Origin of the sequence: Saccharolobus solfataricus, assembly GCF_900079115.1 — an archaeon.
Taxonomy (GTDB): domain Archaea; phylum Thermoproteota; class Thermoprotei_A; order Sulfolobales; family Sulfolobaceae; genus Saccharolobus; species Saccharolobus solfataricus.
This window is the reverse complement of record NZ_LT549890.1, coordinates 762,430-783,001: the sequence shown is the minus strand read 5'-3', so window position 1 is coordinate 783,001 and position 20,572 is coordinate 762,430. Positions and strand designations below refer to the sequence as shown.

The window sequence follows — 20,572 nt, the reverse complement described above, 5'->3', positions numbered from 1 at the left end:
TCATCAATCGTACTATCGGGAATTCATCATCTGTTCCGCGAACTCTCTAATTTTTTGTATGCCCTCTTTAATAACTTCTTCGTTCACAGCAAAACTTAATCTTAAAAACTCCTTACCTATATTTAATGGGAAAACTTCACCAGGTATTGTAACTACGCCTTTTTCTTCAATTAGCTTTATGGCAAGTGACTTGACGTCAAATCCACTTGTTTTAAGTATCTTACTAACATTTGGGAACATATAGAATGCTCCATTTGGTTTAGATACTTCAACTCCTTTGACCTTAGTAAGTTCATCATACATTACGTCTCTCCTCTTCTTAAATAGGCTGACCATTTGGTTAACTTCGTCGAAAGTATCAAAGGCCTTTACTGCGGCTTTTTGTACAAAACTTGTAGGAGCAGTGTATACGTTAGCAGCCAAAATTCCCATTTTCTGGATAATTTCACGCTTCGCTACAATATAACCTAATCTCCATCCAGTCATCGAGAAAGTTTTACTAAATCCATTAACGTAAATTAAGAAATCTCTCCAATCTGAGTCTTCAAGAGTACTTCTCATCTTACCTTCATATACAAAATTATCATAAATCTCGTCAGATAGTAAGATAATTTTATTATCCCTACTTATATCCACAATTTTCTTAACATCATTAGGAGAGAATAGAGTACCAGTCGGATTATGAGGATTATTGAATACTATCATTTTGGTTCTTTTCGATATTTTAGATTGTAGGTCGTCTACATCTATTGAGAACCCTTCTTCTCTGCTCCACTTTAAATTGGCATATATTGGCTTTCCTCCTAGTAACTTAACAACCTCAGCGTAAGAATAGAAGGAGGGATCTGGGAGTATTACCTCGTCACTTGGATTAATATATAATATAAAGACTAAGAAAAGCGCAGGCTTAGCACCAGGTGTTACTATCACTTCCTCCTTCTTTACGTCAGTACCGTATCTAGTATTTAGGTATTGAGCTATTTTTTCCCTTAATTCATCAATACCGAATGCCGAAGTGTAGAAAGTAAAACCTTGATCTAGCGCCTCCTTTGCGGCATCTCTTATACGTTTAAATGTAGGTAAATCTGGTTGTCCTATCCCAAAGTCGATAATTTTAATCTTCTTAGTCTTTTCTACGTTTCTAGCAATTTCCTTATACAATAAGGTAGTCTCTCCAGTAACTTGTGACATATTTCCGTTAAAGTCTAGTAGCGAGACCACAAGTGTATATGAAGAACGCTATAGTATAAATTCTTTAATCTTTTCTGGGTTTCGCATCAGTGATGATCCGATTAGGAAAGCGTTAACACCTAATTTCCTTAATTCTTCTATTTCATTCCTCTCAGAAATTCCACTTTCTGCCACCTTTACCACATTGGATGGTATCATGGATATAAGCTTTCTCTGATTCTCCTTATTTATCTCAAGGGTTTCTAGATCTCTTGAATTAATTCCTATAAATCTAGCCCCTATCCTTAGGGCTATATCTAAATCATTTTCGTCATTAATTTCTATCAATGGTTCCATACCATAACTTCTGGCATATTCCAATAAACTCTCTAATTCTCTTTCAGTTAGTATTTTGACTATTAGCAATACAGTATCAGCACCTAGGTTATATGCATCATCAATTTGCGATTCCTTAACGATAAAATCCTTCATTAGTATGGGAATTGAAACTGAACTGGCTATCTTTCTCAAAGTTTCATATGAACCATTAAAGTACTTCTCCTCAGTTAATATGCTAAGACCTACTGCATACCTTTCCATGAATTTTGAATATTCTATTGGATCCCTTTCAACATCTAATCCAGAGGGAGATTTGCGTTTATATTCGGCTATTATAGCTGTGATATTGCGCTTATTAAATTCTAAAATTCTTTCGTTTAAGGAAATAATTGGCCTTTGTCTTGAAGCCCTAAATGAGGGCCTCCTTAAAGATAATTGTACGACGTCTTTAAGCCATCCTTTAAGATAACGTGGCATATGTTATACTCTATTCAAGAAATTATAAAGTATCTTATAGCCCAATGAGGTTCCAACACTCTCTGGATGAAATTGGACACCATATATTGGATATTCTTCATGATGTATAGCCATTATTTCATTATCTTCAGCGGATATTGCGTCGACAATTAGAGGTCTATGAACCTCATCTACAACAAGACTATGATATCTGGTAGCTTTAAACTCCTTAGCAATGCCGTAATATAGTGAAAGCGGAGAGTTGTTTACTAGAATTATGTTACTTATTTTTCCATGAAATACTTTCCTAGCTCTTCTTATCTTAGCTCCAAATGCATAACCTATAGCTTGGTGACCTAGACAAACTCCTAATATTGGAGTCCTTTTGCCTAGGTATTTAATCACATCCAATGATACTCCTATGTCTTCTCGTTTTTCTGGTGTCCCTGGTCCTGGTGAGATTATAATCCTATCTGGGTCTATTCTCTCTATTCCCTTTATGCTTATTTCGTCATTTCTGATAACTATTGGATAACTCCCTAGTTCTCCTACTATTTGGGCTATATTGTAAACAAAACTATCGTAGTTGTCTATTATCAAGGTCAGATCCATTTACCTCACCCCTATTGCTGTTTTTAGTGCTTTTAGTTTATGTTCAGTTTCGAAATATTCAGATTCTGGATTAGAGTCATATACTATACCAGCACCGGCATGTATTCGTAATAACTCTTTGTTTAGAAATGCAGTTCTTATCGCTATTGCGAACTCTGCGTTACCATCAGCTGAGATAAAACCTACAGCACCTGCATAAGGACCCCTTTTATACTCCTCTAACGTTTCAATTATATTCATTGCCATTGGTTTAGGTGCTCCGCTTACTGTACCTGCTGGGAATGTAGCCGATAAAACGTTTAACGCGTTATACTTCTTCTTTAAGGTCCCAATCACTTTTGATACTATGTGTTGGACATGGCTATACTTCTCGACATACATTAATTCTGGTACTTTTACAGTCCCTGGAACGCATACTTTACCTAGATCATTTCTAGCCAAATCAACCAGCATTAAGTGCTCAGCTTTATCCTTTTCTGAGTTCATTAATTCCAATTCCAATTTAAGATCTTCCTCTTGATCAGCGCCCCTAGGTCTAGTGCCAGCTATGGGATAGGTTTCAACTATATTATCTTGAACTCTGAACAGTAATTCCGGACTAGATCCTATTAAGTATTTTTCATCAAATTTGAGATAAAACATGTAAGGGGATGGATTTATTCTCCTTAGATTATAATATATTCTTAATGGATCTCCACTAAATATATATCTGTAAAATCTAGACAATACAACTTGAAATATGTAACCAGATCTTATATACTCTAATGATTCGGAAACAATCCTCTCATAACTGTTCTTATTAAGAGACTCATCGTAAAAGCTTACTTTAAACTCCCCTATATCACCACATCCCCCTACAGAGCTTAAATCAGCATTAACGTATACTTTGCCCTCATTATGATCATAGATTATGATGTTATCTGGAGTAAAGAATTCCGCATAAGGCCAATCTTCAGCTGCTGGCTTTAAGTCTCTTATTTTCTCCCAAAATCTTACTGCATCGTAACTTATGTATCCTATCATACCTCCTTTGAATAACCCCGGTATATCTGCTAATTTCAAATCTTTCAAATAACCATTAAGAATATTTACAGGGTCGTCATGAATTTTCAGATACCCATTAGTTGACCAAGCTATCACACTATATCTCGCCTTATATTGAGGGCCACCTATGCTCTCTAGTAATCCAGCTACTTTAAAGTCTCTCTCTATACACTTAAATACTTCGAATGGTGAGGCAAATTCACTTATTGGATGAACTTCCATATTTTACCACCTCGACTATTTTTTTCACCATGTTAATATCTTTTTTACCAGGATAGATCTCTATACTACTGGAAATATCAAGCCATGCAGGATTTAAGTCAATAAAGTTAGAAATATTATCTATACTTATTTTTCCACCTACACCTAGGTAAGGGTAATCCTTAAGGAAACTCGATACAACATTATAATCGACGCCTACCCCTTTCTTTACAGAGTCTACTAACACCATATCTACAGTATCTATGGCCCTTTCTAGGTATTTCTTATACTCGAAGGAGGCTGGCACATATAATATAATTCTTTTTCTAAAATCATATGATTTAAGCAATTCTAATTCTGAATCGTCTAATACTCTATGTATCTGAAAATAATCTGATACTAATAATTCTCTCTCTATTTCACTAATTTGGACATTGACTTTCACATTAACTATTGGTTTTTCAACATATCTTTTAACAAAAGTTAGGAACTCGCTTTTTACGAATCTTTGACTTACGACATCGGTTATTATTCCTAGATAATCTACATCAAGTTTTGAGAACTCTATAATATCTGATAACGTTGCGTTACCACAAATTTTTAGTTTAACCACTACTTTTCACCACTATCGTTTTCAGTTTAGTTACATCACCATTCATTGAGATTATCTCATTTAATTTATCCAAGGATTTTTCTATCAAATGATCAGCATACTCATAACCTTCTCTAAAATCGCCTACTCTATCTAATGCAAAAAGCGCAACTGCTGTGTTAATTTTAATGAATTCAGCCACGTGTTCATCTTTACCCAGAAATGCTCTAACTATTTTTATTGCGGAATCCTCCGCAGAATTTACTATTAACTTTTCTATTGGAATCGGTGATATGCCGAAATCAGTTACATTTAACTTGACTTCCTCTATACCGCGCTTACTTACTATTTTCATGAAAGTATTTCCTATTGGACTTACCTCATCTATACCCGGCTCTCCATATACCAAAATTATTTTATTGAAATCTAATTCATATGCACTTTTTGACAGTAAATCTAAGTGATCTTTCGAAAATACTCCCATTAACTGATACTTCGCATTAGCTGGATTAGTCAATGGACCTAGAATATTGAAAATAGTCCTGATCCCCAAAGTTTTTCTTACATTGGCAACGTTCTTCATTGCAGGATGATAGTATTGTGCAAAGAGGAAAACGAAATTCGTTTTATTGACTAGTTCTTTTGCCCTTTCTGGAGGAACTATAATATTATAGCCTAAAGCCTCAAGAACATCAGCGCTACCGCTTTTACCACTTACTGCCCTATTACCATGTTTGGCAACTGGATTAACTAAACTCAATAAGATAGCTGATGCGGTACTAACGTTTACTGTCCCTAATCCGTCGCCACCTGTACCAGCTGTGTCTATTGCGTTGGGCACGTCTATTTTGATCGCTAATTCTCTCATTGCTCTAGCAAAACCTACTATTTCATTTTTACTTTCACCTTTCATTCTTAATGCTACTAAAATTGCTGATACTAAAATCTCTGGAACTTCTCCTCTAATTATAGCTTTAGCTAATTCTTCAGCCTCATTAATTTCTAAATCTGATTTATTTATGAGTTTTTTAAGAATCTCATTTATATTCATCTAATATCGCCCTAAATTTTTTAACTAAATTTATTGCAGATTTTACACCATTCCTCTCAATTTCCTCTATGAACACAGTTCCAATTGCTATTCCGTCAGCACCAGCACTTAGAGCATCTCTTAAATCTGACTCGCTTGATAAGCCAAATCCTACTATTAGCTTATTCTCAACTAGATTTCTAACTCTATTAATCAATTGCTTAACTGATACTGGTATAGGTACGCCAGTAGTTGGTCTGACACCATAATATAAGAATAAATCGCTAATCTTAGAGACTTTGTGGATTAGAAGATCTGGTACTGAAGGAGATGTAAAAATAACGTTTTTTAATCCTTTATTTTTTATTATCCCATCAATTTTATCCAAATCATCTATATAATCAATAAGTAAATCTGGAAATAGAATTCCGTCCAGTTTGACGTCTTTTATCATATTTAGAAAATTCTCTAGCTGATCAACCCAATCTTCTAAATAAGTAAGTGCAATTATGGGAACACCCACATCTTTCCTAATATCTTCTATTAAGGGCCAAATATCTAGCCCTTTTACTTTATCATAACTCTTCCTTATAACTGGACCATCATACTTAGCATACTTAGGGGGGATTCCAAGCTCTAATATATCAGCTCCATTTTCAACTGCCCCAATAATAAAATCCTTAAAACTTTGAACATTTGGATAACCTAACGTCATATAGACTACAAGCATCTTACCCATTTCCATTCAACCTTTTCATCATGGATTCGTAATTTGACAGATCTAACAATCCATGTCCACTTAGATTAAAGACGATGACCTTTCGCTCATTATTCTTTCTTGCCTCTATAGCTTCATCAACTACTGCCCTTATTGCATGAGCTGATTCTGGGGCTGGTACAATACCTTGGTTCTCGATAAATATCTTAGCAGCTTCGAAAATCTCCCTTTCATTGTATTCTCTCCATTCCACAATACCCTCCTTTGTTAACAAACTTAATGTTGGTGCTACACCATGATATCTTAACCCGCCTGCGTATATTGGTGGCGGAACGTAATCTTTACCTAAAGTTATCATTTTCACTAAAGGTAATAATCCAGCAGAGTCTGGAAAATCGTATTTATATTCACCTTTACTAAACTTTGGAATTTCTGCAGAACTTACTGCAATATAACGCTTGCCTTTCTTATTTCCGATAAAGGGGTATGTGAAACCGCCAAAATTGCTCCCACCTCCTACACATCCAATTAGGATATCAGCGTCTTCTCCTAACAAATCCAATTGAGTAATAGTCTCTTGACCAATAACACTCTGATGCAAAAGTACTACATCTAAAACGCTACCTACTAAATATCTAAATTCGTTCTTAAGAGCATACTCTATTGCCTCGCTCATTGCTATACCTAATGATCCTGGATGCTGTGGGTTTGTCTCTAATATCTTCCTACCGTATTCAGTTAAGTTTGTGGGGCTTGCGTAAACATTAGCCCCATATAATTGCATTATACTCCTTCTCATCGGTTTTTGTTCATAACTTACCTTTACCATGAATATAGTACTTTTCATATTATACATACTAGCTGCAAGTGCGACTGCAGTTCCCCATTGACCAGCTCCAGTTTCAGTAACTACGTGTTCAATTCCCTCTTCTTTTGCAAAATACGCTTGAGGAATTGCTGTATTTATCTTATGAGATCCAGTAGGTGTAGCACCTTCATATTTAAAGTAAATTCTTGCTGGTGTCTTTAAGTACTCTTCTAACCTTTTAGCCCTAAATAATGGAGTTGGTCTTCCTATCGATAAATATCTATCTCTTACTTCCTCAGGGATCTTTATATACCTTTCTATTGTGAATTGTTGTCTTAATACCTCCTTGGGTAGTATACTTCTTAATAAATCGATTCTCGAGAAATAGGCACCTTGTGGATCCCTTGGTGGAGGCAAGGGTTTAGGTAGATCAGGGATTATATTGTACCAATATTTAGGCAAAATCTCGTCTTCTTTTACCATTGGTACATCAAAAGCACCGATACACTATAAATGTTTTTACCTTATAAATTTTTAGTATGTTTCAAAATCCTCAAATTCTCCCTTATATTCGCTAAATGAGTAATCTACCTTCTCTACCTCAGCTGCTGGTGGGCCTTGTTTAATACGTTCCAATAGTTTACTTAACGCTTCCTCATAACCCTCTGCGACTACTTCTACTGAACCATCTGGTAAATTCTTAGCATAACCCTTTATACCTAACCTTATAGCATGAATTTGGACAAATTTTCTAAAACCTACACCTTGAACTAACCCATATACGCGAGCATACATACGCTTTAGCATTTCAAACACCTCAGTGTCGCTCCACTTCTTCACAGATCTGATCTTTCCCTTTCATCACAACATATTTTATCTAGTTATTTAACTTAAAGTTGATGATTAGAGTAGCAATAGCTGGCTTAGGTAATTGTGCATCAATGTTAATTCAAGGAATAGAATATTATAAATCAAAAGGCGATAATTATTATGAGGGATTAATTACCCCCGTAATTGGTGGTTATAAAATTACCGATATAGAAGTTGTAGCAGCATTCGACGTGTCAAAAAATAAAATAGGAAAGGACCTTGCAGAGGCCGTATTTCAACCTCCAAATATTACACCAAAGATAGTGAATATGGAAAAGAAAGGCGTTAAGGTAAGTGCAGGACCCGTTCTTGATGGCGTAGCGCAACATATGACTAACGTTTTTAATCCTACCTATGATGGCACATTGGAAAAAGCGTTAGATGAATTAAAATCTAGTAAAGCAGAAATTCTAGTTAATTTATTGCCTGTTGGAAGTGAAAACGCTACGAGAACGTACGCAAATATAGCACTAATGGCAGGAACTGCATTTATAAACGCAATACCCGTATTTATTGCTAGTGATCCTTCAGGCTACTTTCCTAATAAATTCAAAGAGAAAAACTTACCATTAGCCGGTGATGACATAAAGAGTCAATTAGGGGCTACAATATTCCATAGGTCAATTACTTCGCTCTTTAGACTGCGGGGAGTAAAAGTTGAGGAAACTTATCAATTAAATGTAGGCGGGAATACAGACTTTCTAAACATGAAGACAGAAGAAAGGTTAATATCTAAAAGAATAAGCAAAACAGAGGCAGTAACTAGTACACTAGATAACGGAGAGGTAATAAAAAGTGAGGGCAAAATAAGGATAGGACCTAGCGATTATGTTCCATTTTTAGGAAATACAAAAGTAGCTTACATTTACGTAAAAGGAAGTGCATTTGCAGGCATGCCAATTAAAGTAGAAGCTTCCTTAGAGGTTGATGATAAAGCTAATTGTGCAGCAGTATTAGTAGATGTTATAAGGGCAGTTAAGGTTGCATTGGATAGGAAGATAGGTGGTCCACTTGAAAAAGTATCTGCATTTTACTTTAAACACCCACCAATTCAGGCTAAAGACGACGAAGAAGCCTATAGGTGGTTTAAAGAGTTCATTGAAATGTGAAATCTGCGAAGAGAATATCTCGTTTTTCACGTGCAGTTTGTGCGGAAGACAAGTGTGTAATAACGATTACATTATGGATAAAGGAATCTGTAAAATTTGTGATATGAGCTTATGCAAAATTTGTCAAAAACACTTGGCAATAGGATCATGTGAGATCTGCGGAAATACAATTTGTGAAGAATGCACAGCGTATTTCGACGGTGCTAGAAGAATATGCAAAAATTGTTATAATATAAAAAATAATTAAAAAATTGTCTACTTGTTCTTCCTTTTTCCATTAAGGTTTCTAAGTATAATTTGTTGCTCGATCGAAGCTACTTGCCTCCTAACATTAATAACCGCATCTGGATTTACACTAATGCTATCTATTCCAGCTTTGACTAAATATTCAACAACTGCTGGATAAACACTAGGTGCTTGTCCACATATTGAGACTGTTTTGCCATACTTATGGGCAGCTTTGATTAGCTTTCTTATGGATTCTAAAACAGCTGGATCCCTCTCATCATAATATCCCATCCTCGCTAGTAACTCGGAATCCCTGTCAACACCTAAAGTTAATTGTGCTAAATCGTTACTACCTACACTGAATCCATCAACTATCTTCGCAAACTCTTCCGCAAGAACAACTACTGAGGGAACTTCAGCCATTATCCAGACCTTGAAATCAGAATCTCTTCTTAAACCTTCCTCCTCCATTATTTTTATTGCCTTCTCTAGCTCCCATGTAGTTCTGACAAAGGGAAACATTACCCATACGTTCTTAAGTCCCATCTCTTCCCTAACTTTGCGTATAGCTTTAGCCTCTAGCCTAAATGCAGGCTCATACTCTTTACTTACATATCTGGAAACCCCTCTCCAACCTATCATTGGATTCCTCTCATCTGGCTCAAACTCCTCTCCACCAATCAATTTCTTATATTCGTTAGTTTTGAAATCTGAAAATCTAACAACAACTGGTCTAGGGTATATTGCACTTGCTACTTTAGCTATTCCCTCCGCTAACTTATCCACAAATAATTCAGCATTGCCTATTTTTATTAGGTAAAGCGGATGATATCTAACCCATTCGCTTACAATAAATTCAATTCTCATGAGCCCTATTCCGTCAAAGGGAAGATCCAAATATTTATCTATAACATCGGGTTCACCTAAATTCATGTAAATTTTAGTTGCAGTAACCGGATAAAGACTTAATAGAACTTCCCTACTTATTCCTTGAATTCCGATAGATGGTTGAGCTTGTTGAGATACAGTCTCACTTGTTTGTAATACCTTACCCTCATACACAATACCCCTAATTGCATCTACAGTGATCTCTTGATTATCTCGTATTATCTTAGTCGCTTCTCTACTTCCAACTATAGCTGGAATTCCCAATTCTCTGGATACAATAGCCGCGTGACTTGTCATTCCTCCCTCATCTGTTATTATTGCCCCAGCTATCTTCATTAATGGTACCCAATCTGGATCTGTCATTTTCGTGACTAGGATTTCACCCTTCTGAAACTCATGAACTTTAGGATCTTTAATGTCAAGTATGATTTTTGCCTTACCAAAGGCGATACCTGGAGAAGCTGCAAGCCCTCTGACTAGTACTTTACCACCTATAGGAGCACTCTTTTCCGCAATGTTCTTATTTTCTTTCCTTTTAGAAGACCAGAAAGTTTCTGGCCTAGCTTGAACTATGAAGATATTCTCAGGGAAACTTAGATCATTATCGATAGCCCACTCAATGTCCATTGGCCTCTTATAATGTTCTTCGATCTTAAGTGCTAATTTTGCTAGTTCTATTGCCTCTTCGTCTGTTATGCTCATTAATCTGGATTCCTTCTCATCTAAAGTAATAGTAACATTCTTCTTAAGTTGTTTATCATATACGATTTTAATATTCTTATTAGAAACCTTTTTTTCCACAATTCTTAAGGTAGATTTTTCTATTAAGACCTCATCTGGGGTAACCTTACCACCGACTACACTTTCTCCTAAACCCCAATTAGATTCTATCATGATATACTTTTCATCTCCAGTAACTGGATGGAGAGTAAACATTACTCCAGCAGATCTCGAATTAACCATTTTTTGAACAACTACTGCTATAAGTATTGATAAGTCGTCTATACCTTTACTCTTTCTATATTCCATAGCCCTTGCGTTATAGAGACTAGCCCATACATCCTTAATCCTGTCAATAAGTTCATCCTTAGTAACATTAAGATAAGTATCTTGCTGTCCAGCGAAACTTGCTGTCTCAATATCCTCTGCAGTAGCCGAAGACCTTACAGCTACTAAGATTTCCTTTCCAACCTTTTTACTTAATTCATCATAAGCTTGATAAATCATGCTACTTAATTTATCTGGCATCTTAGCATTCTTTATCAACTGTTTTATTTTTTCACTAGCTTCCTCTGAGGTTTCAGAACTACTTAAAGTGTCTCTAATTTTGTCAAAAAGATTGTTGTATTCAAGAAAATATTTAAAAGCTTTAGAAGTAAGTATAAAGGCTGGAGGTACTCTAACTCCAATGCTGGTTAACTCCCCAAGGTTTGCACCTTTGCCTCCAGCTAATTGTACCATATCCTTAGTGACTTGACTTACGTCGAGAATAAGATCTTCTTCACTACTAATTGCCTCAACCAAAAGGAAACTCCCCAATACATATTATCAATCCAAACCTTAAAAAACTATTTTACCGTATAAATCTTAGGAAAAAATCTATGAATCAGATATTATTTCTGTTCTTGGTTAGATACTTTCTGAGTGGAGGTGACGAAGCTTGGCAATTCTGGGAACTTCTCCTTCATTCTCTGTTCAGCAACAACAGATGCTTCTTCCAATATCTTCCTTGCCTCTGGGCTTGAAGCACCATAATTGGCCGGTGCACCAGTAAAGTCTCCTGCCTCTATTACTACCTCTTGTAGTCCCTCCTCTAGTTCTGCCAACTCTAGACTTATTTCTGGCATAACTCCTTTCATTGCATTTCTTAACTCCTTTATAACTCCAAGTACTGGTATTAGACTATTAAATACATCTCCAAGCTCAGTTATCGTCTCTAGTCTGAGTTGCACTTGCTCTAGAGCAATCTGTGTCGTAATTAACTGCCTGGAAATCTTTCTAATCTCAGCTATCTCATTAGCATACATAGCTGCTCTAGCTGTATCCTTTGACATTTGTGATTCTACAACCTTTTCGAATAGAGTCCTATCCCTCTCTTGTAATCTTGAAATATAAACGTCAAGACGACTTACCATCGTCCTTAGTCTGTAGTTTGCCATTACTAGTCTGTACCTTAGTGGTTGCTGTGGCTTGAATGCATTCTTTATTCTTTCACCAATGCTTGGCTCTTGTTTACCTCCCCAATTCTTTACGAAATCTTCTACTTTACTTGAGGCCATTTCGGCTCTAATCTTGTTCTTGTTAGTCTACGCTTTTTAACTACGATAAGGCATAATACTCGGAAAACTATATTCATAATCATGAATCCTTTTGTAGTGAAATTAACAGGGAGAATCCTTAAAATAACTAGTAATTTAGAATACCCGGTACGCGTTCTGGAAATAATTCTAAAATATAATGTCACGGTAAATATGATAGACGATAAAGTTGGCCTTAAGGCGATTACAGATAGTGTAAAGGTGAATAAAGAATTAAGGAAAAATGAGTCATTAGAAATAGAAACTAGGCTGGAGGATATAAGTGAGATTTCAATAATATATAGAGACACAATGATGGTTAGGAGGTTTGATATCTCTTTATAATTTTATTCAATATTTGGTCCGCTTTTTTAGCTACTACCTCATCTGATCTAACCTCTTCTGGCCATTCTTTCCCCATTTCTTCTTTAAATTTCCTAGTAGCATCTATACCTAGTTTGCTACCTAATGGTGGAAATGGAACACTAGGGTCTAATGAGTCAGTAAGTGCATTTTCTATTACCCAAACATCGCGTTTAGGATCTACATTAGCTGCAATAGCATAAATAACTTGATTAATATCATGAACATCTATATCTTGATCAACAACTATTATTATTTTTAAAAGGCTTAGTTGGCCGGTACCCCATAAAGCCATCATAACTCTCTTGGCCTGGCCGGGGTAATACTTCTTTATAGAGAAGATCCCAATCCCGGTAAACAATCCATATTCTGGTAGGTTCATGTCAATAAGTTCTGGAACTAACATCTTGGCAAAAGGTAAGAATATTCTTTCTACAGCCTTACCTATCCAAGCATCCTCAAGTGGTGGTTTGCCAACTGATGTTACATGAAATATAGGATCTTCTCTAATATATACTCTTTCCAATTTGAAAACTGGATAGTAATCTGCAGGTGTATAATAACCCATATGATCTCCAAAGGGACCCTCTAGACGCATATCATTCAAGTCAACATAACCAGTTAAAACTACTTCTGAATGGCTTGGTACTAGTAATTGATTATCTAATTCAGCTACGTCAATACCCTCACCTCTCAAGATTCCCGCGAACATATACTTATCGATTCCATGAGGGACTGGAGAAGCCGCTGTAAATGCTATGGCAGGATCTACTCCGGTTACTACGGCAATAGGTATCTTACTAATACCTTTTTCTAAATATTTTTTAGCAGTAAGCGCACCCCTTTTAAATGCTTGCCAATGAATTATTGCCTCCTTCTCGTTTAGAATTTGAACCCTATAAACGCTGAGATTATGTACATCTGTCTCTGGGTCCTTTGTTATTGTTATGGAAAAAGTAAGGTATCTTCCGGCATCTTTAGGCCAAGTTTTTATTGCAGGAATCTTAGTCAGATCTAAGTTCTTTTCCTCTTTAAAACTAGGTGACTTAGCTTTAGGCATTACTTTTCCTAATCCCAAAATTTCTCTAAGTGATTTTATTTTATCAAAAAATGTGATAGGCATATTGGATAAATTTGATAAAAATCCTTCGGATATTGATTCTAGTTTATTCGTTCCAAAAATCTCGTACAAGCTTTCAATTGAGTAAAAAATATTGGAAACTATTTTCCAATTCTCATAATTTTTAACTCTCTTGAATAAAAGAGGGGGTAAATGAGCATAAGTTGCTTTTCTCGTTATTTCAGCTATTTCTAAATCAACGCTTACTTCATCATCTACTTCAATTAATTTACCTTTCTTTTTCATAAATTCGATATATTCTCTGAGATCTTTAAACGCCATATGATTACTATACTTCAACAAAGCTTATATTTTGCAGAACAAACCACTTTAAACAGCTGGTGAAATGTTGTTGGAAACAGCCTAAGCGGAATAATGAAGTGCTTGAATTGTGGATATGAAACGGAAATAGATCAAAGTCAGATATTATGTCCAAGATGTGGAGGACTATTAGAAATTATACTAGAACCACCAAAGGACTTCTCTTTCAGTAAATTGAGAGGAAGAGGAGTTTGGAGATATAAAGAATTAATAGCAGGCAGATACAAAAATATTGTAAGCATAAATGAGGGAAATACCCCACTAATTAGATCCTCAAATATAAATGATAATCTTTATTTTAAATTTGAAGGGCTTAATCCAACTGGTAGTTTTAAGGATAGAGGAATGACAGTGGCAGTTAGTTCTGCGGTAAGCTTGAATTACAAAACTGTAATAGCCGCATCCACTGGAAATACTGCAGCTTCTGCAGCTGCTTATGCTGCAAGAGCTGGTATAAAGAGCTTTATCGTCTTACCTAAAGGTAAGGTAGCATTAGGTAAATTAGCTCAATCAATACTTTATGGCTCAGTTATTTTAGAAGTTGATGGAAGTTTTGACGTTGCTATGGATGCAGTAATGAGATTATATAAGGATTTAAAAGTAGTATATCCATTAAATTCCTTTAATCCATGGAGATTAGAAGGACAAAAGACAATCGCATTTGAGATAGCAGAAGAACTAGGAGTTCCTGACAACGTGATAGTCCCGGTAGGCAATGCAGGCAATATCTACGCCATATGGAAAGGATTTAATGAGCTAGTTAAAACTGGAGTTATTAATACTATTCCTAGAATGATTGGAATCCAAGCTGAGGGCGCATCACCAATAGTTACCGCAATAATAAAAGGAAAAGATTCTCCAGATTTCATAGAAAATCCAGATACTGTAGCAACAGCAATAAGGATAGGGAAACCAGTTAATTGGCAAAAAGCGATGAAAGCAATAAGGGAATCTAATGGAACCGCAATAGCTGTATCTGATTCCGAGATATTAGACGCACAGAAGACCCTAGCTAGAAAAGAGGGCATAGGAGCTGAGCCTGCTTCAGCAGCTGCCTTAGCTGGTTATATTAAGGCAATAAATGAAAAGGTGGTAGATAAAGATGAAAAAACAGTTTTAATCCTAACAGGACATTCGTTAAAGGATCCCGATAGTATGACAAAAGCTGAGGCTAAAAGAATATTAGTTAATCCTTTACATATGGAAAAAATTATCCTAGGTGAGATAAATGGCTCTAATAGTTAAAATAGGCGGATCTATACAAAAAGATGAAAAAGATTATGAACTTATCGTAAAGAAGATACAAGATTTTTCAAAGAAATCAGATAAGATTATAGTAGTAACATCAGCCATTAAAAACGTTACTAATGAGTTAATAAGCGCAACTTCGAATACTGATAATTCTCCAAATATTGTGACTGAAATCTACGAGAGACACATAAAACTATTATCTAAGTTAGCAGACGGTAAGGAATTCGAGAATTCGTTTAAAGATATATCTAGGCTTAGCGATGAATTGTTCAGAGTAGCTTGGTCTATAAGGGTATTAGACGAAGTGACCCCTAGAGTTAGAGACTACATACTTTCATTTGGAGAGAGAATGGCTACCCTACTCCTTTCAGCAATATTAAGAAGTAACGGGATTGAAGCTGAAGGCATAATTACTCCTCCATTTTTAACTGATGAGAATTACGGTGAGGCTAACGTAATTGAGGATCTATCTAAAAATGAAATCGCCAACATATTAGAGAATGCGAAAGCTAATGTAATAGTCCTTCCAGGATTTATAGGGAGAACTAGAGAGGGAAGATATACTACTTTGGGAAGGGGTGGTAGTGACTATACAGCAACTTTGCTAGGTAAACTAGTTGGAGTGAGAGAAGTTAGACTAGTTACCGAAGTCCCCGGGATAATGACTGGAGATCCTAAAAAATTCGAAAATGCTAAAACGATATCTAGACTCTCGTTGGAAGAGGCTATTGAACTCTCACAGTTAGGAGCTAAAAGGCTGCATCCTAGAACTTTTGATCCAGTCTTTGGAAGTGATATGAAGGTAATAGTTGAGTCGCTGTATGAAGACGGATTTACCATAATTAATGGAGAATGCCAAAATAATGATGGGCTTAAAGGGATTTCACTCCTAGATAATGCGAAATTAATAACAGTTGAGAGTACGAAAATTGTTGGAAAAATAGGATCTGCTGCAAGAATAACAAATGAAGCAAAGGAAGCTGGAGTTAACATAATATCAATTTCTCAACCAGCTAGCGAGACTACAATACAACTCGTTGTTGACTCACTTTCTGCGAACAGACTGTTATCGAAATTGGAAGAGATAAGGGGGACTTTAGTTAAAGATATTGAGGTTAATGATATTAATATCGTAGGTATAGTAGGGTGCGGAATAAAGAAGAAGGAGATCTCTACCAAGGTTCTTTCAATAGCCTCAAGTTATGATCCGTTAGCGATTTCTAGGGGAATATCTAACGTAAGCATGACCTTTATAGTTAATAAGGATGAAGGAGAAAAATTAGCAAAAGAGTTGCATAAGGTGATCGTAAGTGGCTGATAAGATAAAAGTTTCGTTACTAGGCTCTACCGGAATGGTAGGGCAAAAAATGGTAAGGATGCTTTCAAAACATCCCTATATAGAATTAGTGAAAGTAAGTGCGTCACCTCAAAAGATTGGTAAAAAATACAAAGACGCCGTAAAATGGATAGAACCTGGGGATATTCCTGAAAATGTGGCTGAATTACCAATAGTCTCCACCGAGTACGAAGATCATAAGGATGTCGATGTTGTCCTTTCAGCACTACCTAATGAATTAGCAGAAGATGTTGAATTAAAGTTAGTAAAACAGGGAAAAATAGTTGTATCTAATGCCTCACCATTTAGAATGGATCCAGATGTACCACTAATCAATCCAGAAGTAAATTGGGAGCATTTAGAGTTATTAAAATATCAAAAAAGCAGTAAAAACTGGAACGGTCTATTAGTCAAAAATCCTAACTGTACTGCGGCAATACTTTCCATGCCAATTAAACCCTTAGAAAGATTAATCAAAATTAATGCTACGTATATAGTAACTTTACAAGCAGTAAGCGGAGCTGGTTATAGTGGTTTACCGTTTATGGCAATAGATGGGAATGTAGTACCTTGGATTAAAGGGGAAGAAGAGAAAATTCCTAAGGAAATAAATAAAATGTTAGGAAAATTCGAAGCCGGAAAGCTAAAATCTTCCAGCTTAGAAATTCATCCAACCACTACCAGAGTTCCTGTAAAAGTTGGGCATATGGGTGTAATTAATATTGTAACTGATGATAATGTAGATGAAAAAGAAGTTCAAAAAGCGTTAGATAGTTTTGCGTCATTACCTCAGCATAAGAACTTACCTACTGCACCAAATAAACCAATTATTGTATTTAAGGATGAGGATAGACCCCAACCAGCTAGAGACTTACAATATTATGATGGAATGGCAGTAACAGTGGGCAGAGTAAAATTTGAAGGAAATGTGTTACGATTAGTTGTCCTTGGTGACAATCTAGTAAGAGGAGCTGCTGGAATAACGATTTTAACCCTAGAGGTCATGAAAGAATTAGGTTATTTCTAATGTTTTTTGATCTTCATGTACATTCTAGATACAGTGATGGAAAGTATCTTCCTAAGGATATTATAGCCTATGCCAAGGCTAAACATATACACGTAGCAATTACAGATCACGATACTTCTTTAGGTTTAAATACGGTTAAAGAAGAGAAAGTGATCCCTGGACAAGAAGTCACTACTGAATATGGACATGTTGTGATATTATGCAATTTTCCACCATCTCCACCTAACAGAATAGCTGAATTAGTAGACTACGCTAAGGAGAACTCTTGTGTGGTATTTCCCTCACATCCTTTCGATATTTTTAGAAAAGGAATAGGTGATAAGACATTTCGTTATAAATTCGATTTAATTGAAATTTATAACTCTAAGGCTCCTAAAATGGCTAATAATAAGGCTAAAGAGGCATCCATAAGGTTGAATTTACCGGGGGTCTCAAATAGTGATGCTCATGTAATTCAAGCTATAGGTTCCGCATATAATGATTTATACGAGATAATAGAGTTTAATTTGGACGATATTCTAGATAATTTAAGGAGAGGGAAAATAAGAAATATAATCAACGGATTATCATTTAGAGCTAAATTTTCCATTTTACAATGGTATATTGAGAGGAAAATAAGAAATGCACAAAATTCCAGCAGAACTATGCATCAAGTGTAAGAGCCACAAGAATCTTTGTGGATTACCGTATTGCCCAATAATGGAGAGATTTAGAGGTATGGTTAGTAGTCTTCAGAAGATTGAAATAGATACCTCATTTAAACTGGTTGAAGGCTCTACTCCTCCTAGTGGAATAGTTGGAGAGAAAGGGTATCCTAAAGTTTCACTAATTGTAAATATTCCGCCCTCAGTATATGGGGAAGATGCCAGAAAATATGAGAACGTTAAGGAGTGGTGGGGAAGGATAAATTTAGGGGATATAATAAAGTTAAGATCCTCTTTAATCTCGAGTATAACTACAGTTAAAGTCGAAAAAGCTACTGAATATTATGATACGGAAATTCCACTAGCTATAATTTCAGATAATCCAATAGTAACTGAAGCCAAATTGAAAACATTAGAGGCAAAATTAAAGTTTGATGGAGTAATTTTACCAAGAGGACCAAGTGGAATCGCAGAGCAGATAAAAGTTTTGGATAATCCTAAAGTCCCAACTAAATTAGATAAACTGATCTTTGATGATGCAAAATCTACTGAAGCAATCTTAGAACTATATAGATATAATGTGGATTATTATAAGATAATTCACGCATTATCGTTTGGACTTTTAGGCAGGAAAAAGAATAGACGATTTGTACCAACTAGATGGGCAATAACTGCAGTTGACAGTATAGTTGGCAAATTTCTATATAATAAAATAATAAACTATAATGAGATAAATGAGATAGAAGTTTACCACAGCTCGTATTTAGGCAACTACTTTTATGTTATACTTTACCCATCGAAGTTTAATTCAACATGGATAGAAATATGGCATCCGCTTAGTTTATGGTCTCAAGAACTCACGATTTCGGAATTGAAAGAGAACTTCTGGGGAGAGTATGAATATTTAGATGGAGGTTACATGGCTGCTAGATTAGCAGTGCTAGAACATTTAGAGCAAATAAAAAGACAATCAGGGATTATAATCATTAGGGAGATAACCGAAGAATATTTTGCACCAGTTGGAAATTGGCACATTAGAGAAACTGTGAGGAATGCTATGAAAAACAGATTAGGAAAATATGATAATCTAAATTTAGCCATATCAGAAGTAAATAAAAAATTAAAAGCCAAAATAAACTTATTTGAACTACGAACGATAAATAGTCTAATCAATCAAAAATCAATTTATGATTTCTTCAAATAAATAATGAAAATACTGCCATTGTTGTATACAATCTATTTTCAGCTTGATCCCAGACCGCACTTTTAGATCCATCTATTACCTCAGGGTCTACTTCCTCTCCCCTATTTGCAGGCAAACAGTGCATAAATATCGCATCTTTAACCGCATACTTCATTAGATCTGCGGTAACCCTATAGTTTTGTAACATTCTCTTCTTCTGTTCAGCAATATTCTCTTGACCCATGCTAACCCAAACGTCAGTATAGACTACATGTACACCCCTAACAGCCTCATAGGGATCCTCATGAAATTCTATAACACTGCCAGTATCTTCTGCAATCTCACTTATTATCTTATACAAATCGTCCCTAGGCTTAAGTTCTTTAGGAGTTGCTACATGTAACTCTAATCCTAATTTAGCCACAATAGCCATTAAGCTTAATAATACATTATCACTCCCATCGCCAACAAATGCGATCTTCACAAGATTATTACCAAACCTTTCCCTAATTGTCATTAAGTCAGCTAGTGCTTGCAAGGGATGAGAAAGATCGCTTAATAAATTAAATACTGGAACTCCGGATGATTCCTTTAGTTTAACTAGGGTTAAGTGATTTAGTACTCTGGCCCCTATTCCATTAACGACTCTGCCTAAAACCCTTCCAGTATCTTCGATAAGCTCTCCCCTAGACCATTGCAAATCTTGCTTATTAAGGACAATAGGAATTCCACCTAATAACGATACTGCTAATTCAGTACTAACCCTAGTCCTAGTACTCGGTTTCTCGAAAAGTAATGCGACCCTCTTACCGCTTAATGAATTTGGAACTTTATTATAATAAACATAACTTTTCATCAAGAATGAGACTTCTAGCATTTTCTCTATTTCATGTGTTTGAAAATCAAGCAGACATAACAAACTTTTTCCTCTAAACATAATTTTAATCTATCTAATCACATATTTA

At 35.7% G+C, this 20,572-nt stretch carries 20 protein-coding genes; 7 read left to right on the top strand and 13 right to left on the bottom strand.

Features of this window, described 5'->3' with window-relative positions; all coding sequences use genetic code 11:
• Positions 1 to 12: 12 nt before the first annotated feature.
• The 9 genes from SSOP1_RS04605 to SSOP1_RS04565 are packed head-to-tail and all read right to left on the bottom strand — an operon-like array spanning position 13 to position 7,777.
• Positions 13 to 1,221 carry a pyridoxal phosphate-dependent aminotransferase gene (locus tag SSOP1_RS04605; RefSeq protein ID WP_009992318.1) on the bottom strand — a complete coding sequence of 403 codons (1,209 nt, stop codon included), beginning with the start codon at positions 1,219 to 1,221 and terminating at the stop codon, positions 13 to 15.
• A gap of 18 nt (positions 1,222 to 1,239) precedes the next feature.
• On the bottom strand, positions 1,240 to 1,986 hold the full coding sequence (gene trpC, locus SSOP1_RS04600) for an indole-3-glycerol phosphate synthase TrpC (protein ID WP_009992313.1): 747 nt from the start codon (positions 1,984 to 1,986) through the stop codon (positions 1,240 to 1,242).
• Positions 1,987 to 1,989: 3 nt separating this feature from the next.
• On the bottom strand, positions 1,990 to 2,577 hold the full coding sequence (locus SSOP1_RS04595; protein ID WP_009992310.1) for an anthranilate synthase component II: 588 nt from the start codon (positions 2,575 to 2,577) through the stop codon (positions 1,990 to 1,992).
• A complete protein-coding gene (locus SSOP1_RS04590; RefSeq protein WP_009992309.1) occupies positions 2,578 to 3,843 on the bottom strand; it encodes an anthranilate synthase component I in 1,266 nt (421 codons plus the stop codon).
• Positions 3,821 to 4,435 carry a phosphoribosylanthranilate isomerase gene (gene trpF, locus SSOP1_RS04585; protein ID WP_009992306.1) on the bottom strand — a complete coding sequence of 205 codons (615 nt, stop codon included), beginning with the start codon at positions 4,433 to 4,435 and terminating at the stop codon, positions 3,821 to 3,823. The genes SSOP1_RS04590 and trpF overlap by 23 nt, the downstream gene beginning before the upstream one ends.
• Positions 4,428 to 5,465 (bottom strand): anthranilate phosphoribosyltransferase, encoded by a 1,038-nt coding sequence (gene trpD, locus SSOP1_RS04580; protein ID WP_009992305.1) that lies wholly within the window; start codon positions 5,463 to 5,465, stop codon positions 4,428 to 4,430. The genes trpF and trpD overlap by 8 nt, the downstream gene beginning before the upstream one ends.
• Positions 5,452 to 6,183 carry a tryptophan synthase subunit alpha gene (gene trpA / locus SSOP1_RS04575; RefSeq protein WP_009992303.1) on the bottom strand — a complete coding sequence of 244 codons (732 nt, stop codon included), beginning with the start codon at positions 6,181 to 6,183 and terminating at the stop codon, positions 5,452 to 5,454. The genes trpD and trpA overlap by 14 nt, the downstream gene beginning before the upstream one ends.
• Positions 6,176 to 7,453: a TrpB-like pyridoxal phosphate-dependent enzyme gene (locus SSOP1_RS04570; protein ID WP_009992302.1), complete on the bottom strand. Its 1,278-nt coding sequence runs from the start codon at positions 7,451 to 7,453 to the stop codon at positions 6,176 to 6,178. Before SSOP1_RS04570 ends, trpA begins: the two co-directional genes overlap by 8 nt.
• Positions 7,454 to 7,504: 51 nt before the next feature.
• Complete coding sequence (locus tag SSOP1_RS04565; RefSeq protein WP_009992301.1) at positions 7,505 to 7,777, bottom strand: acylphosphatase; 273 nt, start codon at positions 7,775 to 7,777, stop codon at positions 7,505 to 7,507.
• Between the two features lie 92 nt (positions 7,778 to 7,869).
• Here SSOP1_RS04565 and SSOP1_RS04560 point away from each other — a divergent pair, with 92 nt between their 5' ends.
• Positions 7,870 to 8,949 carry an inositol-3-phosphate synthase gene (locus SSOP1_RS04560; protein WP_009992300.1) on the top strand — a complete coding sequence of 360 codons (1,080 nt, stop codon included), beginning with the start codon at positions 7,870 to 7,872 and terminating at the stop codon, positions 8,947 to 8,949.
• Positions 8,950 to 9,204: 255 nt separating this feature from the next.
• Here the strand turns inward: SSOP1_RS04560 and ppsA are convergent, their stop codons facing one another.
• A complete protein-coding gene (gene ppsA, locus SSOP1_RS04555; RefSeq protein WP_009992299.1) occupies positions 9,205 to 11,604 on the bottom strand; it encodes a pyruvate, water dikinase in 2,400 nt (799 codons plus the stop codon).
• Between the two features lie 74 nt (positions 11,605 to 11,678).
• Positions 11,679 to 12,344 carry a cell division protein CdvB1/B2 gene (gene cdvB1/B2 / locus SSOP1_RS04550; protein WP_009992298.1) on the bottom strand — a complete coding sequence of 222 codons (666 nt, stop codon included), beginning with the start codon at positions 12,342 to 12,344 and terminating at the stop codon, positions 11,679 to 11,681.
• 81 nt (positions 12,345 to 12,425) lie between these two features.
• Here cdvB1/B2 and SSOP1_RS04545 point away from each other — a divergent pair, with 81 nt between their 5' ends.
• Entirely contained in the window at positions 12,426 to 12,707 is a 282-nt protein-coding gene (locus SSOP1_RS04545; protein WP_009992297.1) for a hypothetical protein, read from the top strand.
• Here SSOP1_RS04545 and SSOP1_RS04540 read toward each other — a convergent pair.
• Positions 12,682 to 14,127, bottom strand: coding sequence for a UbiD family decarboxylase (locus SSOP1_RS04540; RefSeq protein WP_009992296.1), 1,446 nt, complete (start codon positions 14,125 to 14,127; stop codon positions 12,682 to 12,684). The genes SSOP1_RS04545 and SSOP1_RS04540 overlap by 26 nt on opposite strands.
• Positions 14,128 to 14,220: 93 nt before the next feature.
• On the opposite strand from SSOP1_RS04540, the gene thrC reads away from it, so the two are divergent.
• Genes thrC through SSOP1_RS04515 form a run of 5 tightly spaced genes read left to right on the top strand, consistent with a single transcriptional unit; the run spans position 14,221 to position 19,628 of the window.
• Complete coding sequence (thrC, locus tag SSOP1_RS04535) at positions 14,221 to 15,411, top strand: threonine synthase (protein ID WP_009992295.1); 1,191 nt, start codon at positions 14,221 to 14,223, stop codon at positions 15,409 to 15,411.
• Entirely contained in the window at positions 15,395 to 16,735 is a 1,341-nt protein-coding gene (locus SSOP1_RS04530) for an aspartate kinase (RefSeq protein WP_009992294.1), read from the top strand. The genes thrC and SSOP1_RS04530 overlap by 17 nt, the downstream gene beginning before the upstream one ends.
• On the top strand, positions 16,728 to 17,780 hold the full coding sequence (asd, locus tag SSOP1_RS04525) for an aspartate-semialdehyde dehydrogenase (RefSeq protein ID WP_009992293.1): 1,053 nt from the start codon (positions 16,728 to 16,730) through the stop codon (positions 17,778 to 17,780). Before SSOP1_RS04530 ends, asd begins: the two co-directional genes overlap by 8 nt.
• On the top strand, positions 17,780 to 18,439 hold the full coding sequence (locus SSOP1_RS04520; protein ID WP_009992292.1) for a PHP-associated domain-containing protein: 660 nt from the start codon (positions 17,780 to 17,782) through the stop codon (positions 18,437 to 18,439). Before asd ends, SSOP1_RS04520 begins: the two co-directional genes overlap by 1 nt.
• A complete protein-coding gene (locus tag SSOP1_RS04515; RefSeq protein ID WP_009992291.1) occupies positions 18,402 to 19,628 on the top strand; it encodes an Nre family DNA repair protein in 1,227 nt (408 codons plus the stop codon). The genes SSOP1_RS04520 and SSOP1_RS04515 overlap by 38 nt, the downstream gene beginning before the upstream one ends.
• Here SSOP1_RS04515 and argF read toward each other — a convergent pair.
• Positions 19,621 to 20,544, bottom strand: coding sequence for an ornithine carbamoyltransferase (argF, locus tag SSOP1_RS04510; protein ID WP_009992290.1), 924 nt, complete (start codon positions 20,542 to 20,544; stop codon positions 19,621 to 19,623). The two genes, SSOP1_RS04515 and argF, sit on opposite strands and share 8 nt — an antisense overlap.
• Positions 20,545 to 20,572 lie beyond the last annotated feature (28 nt).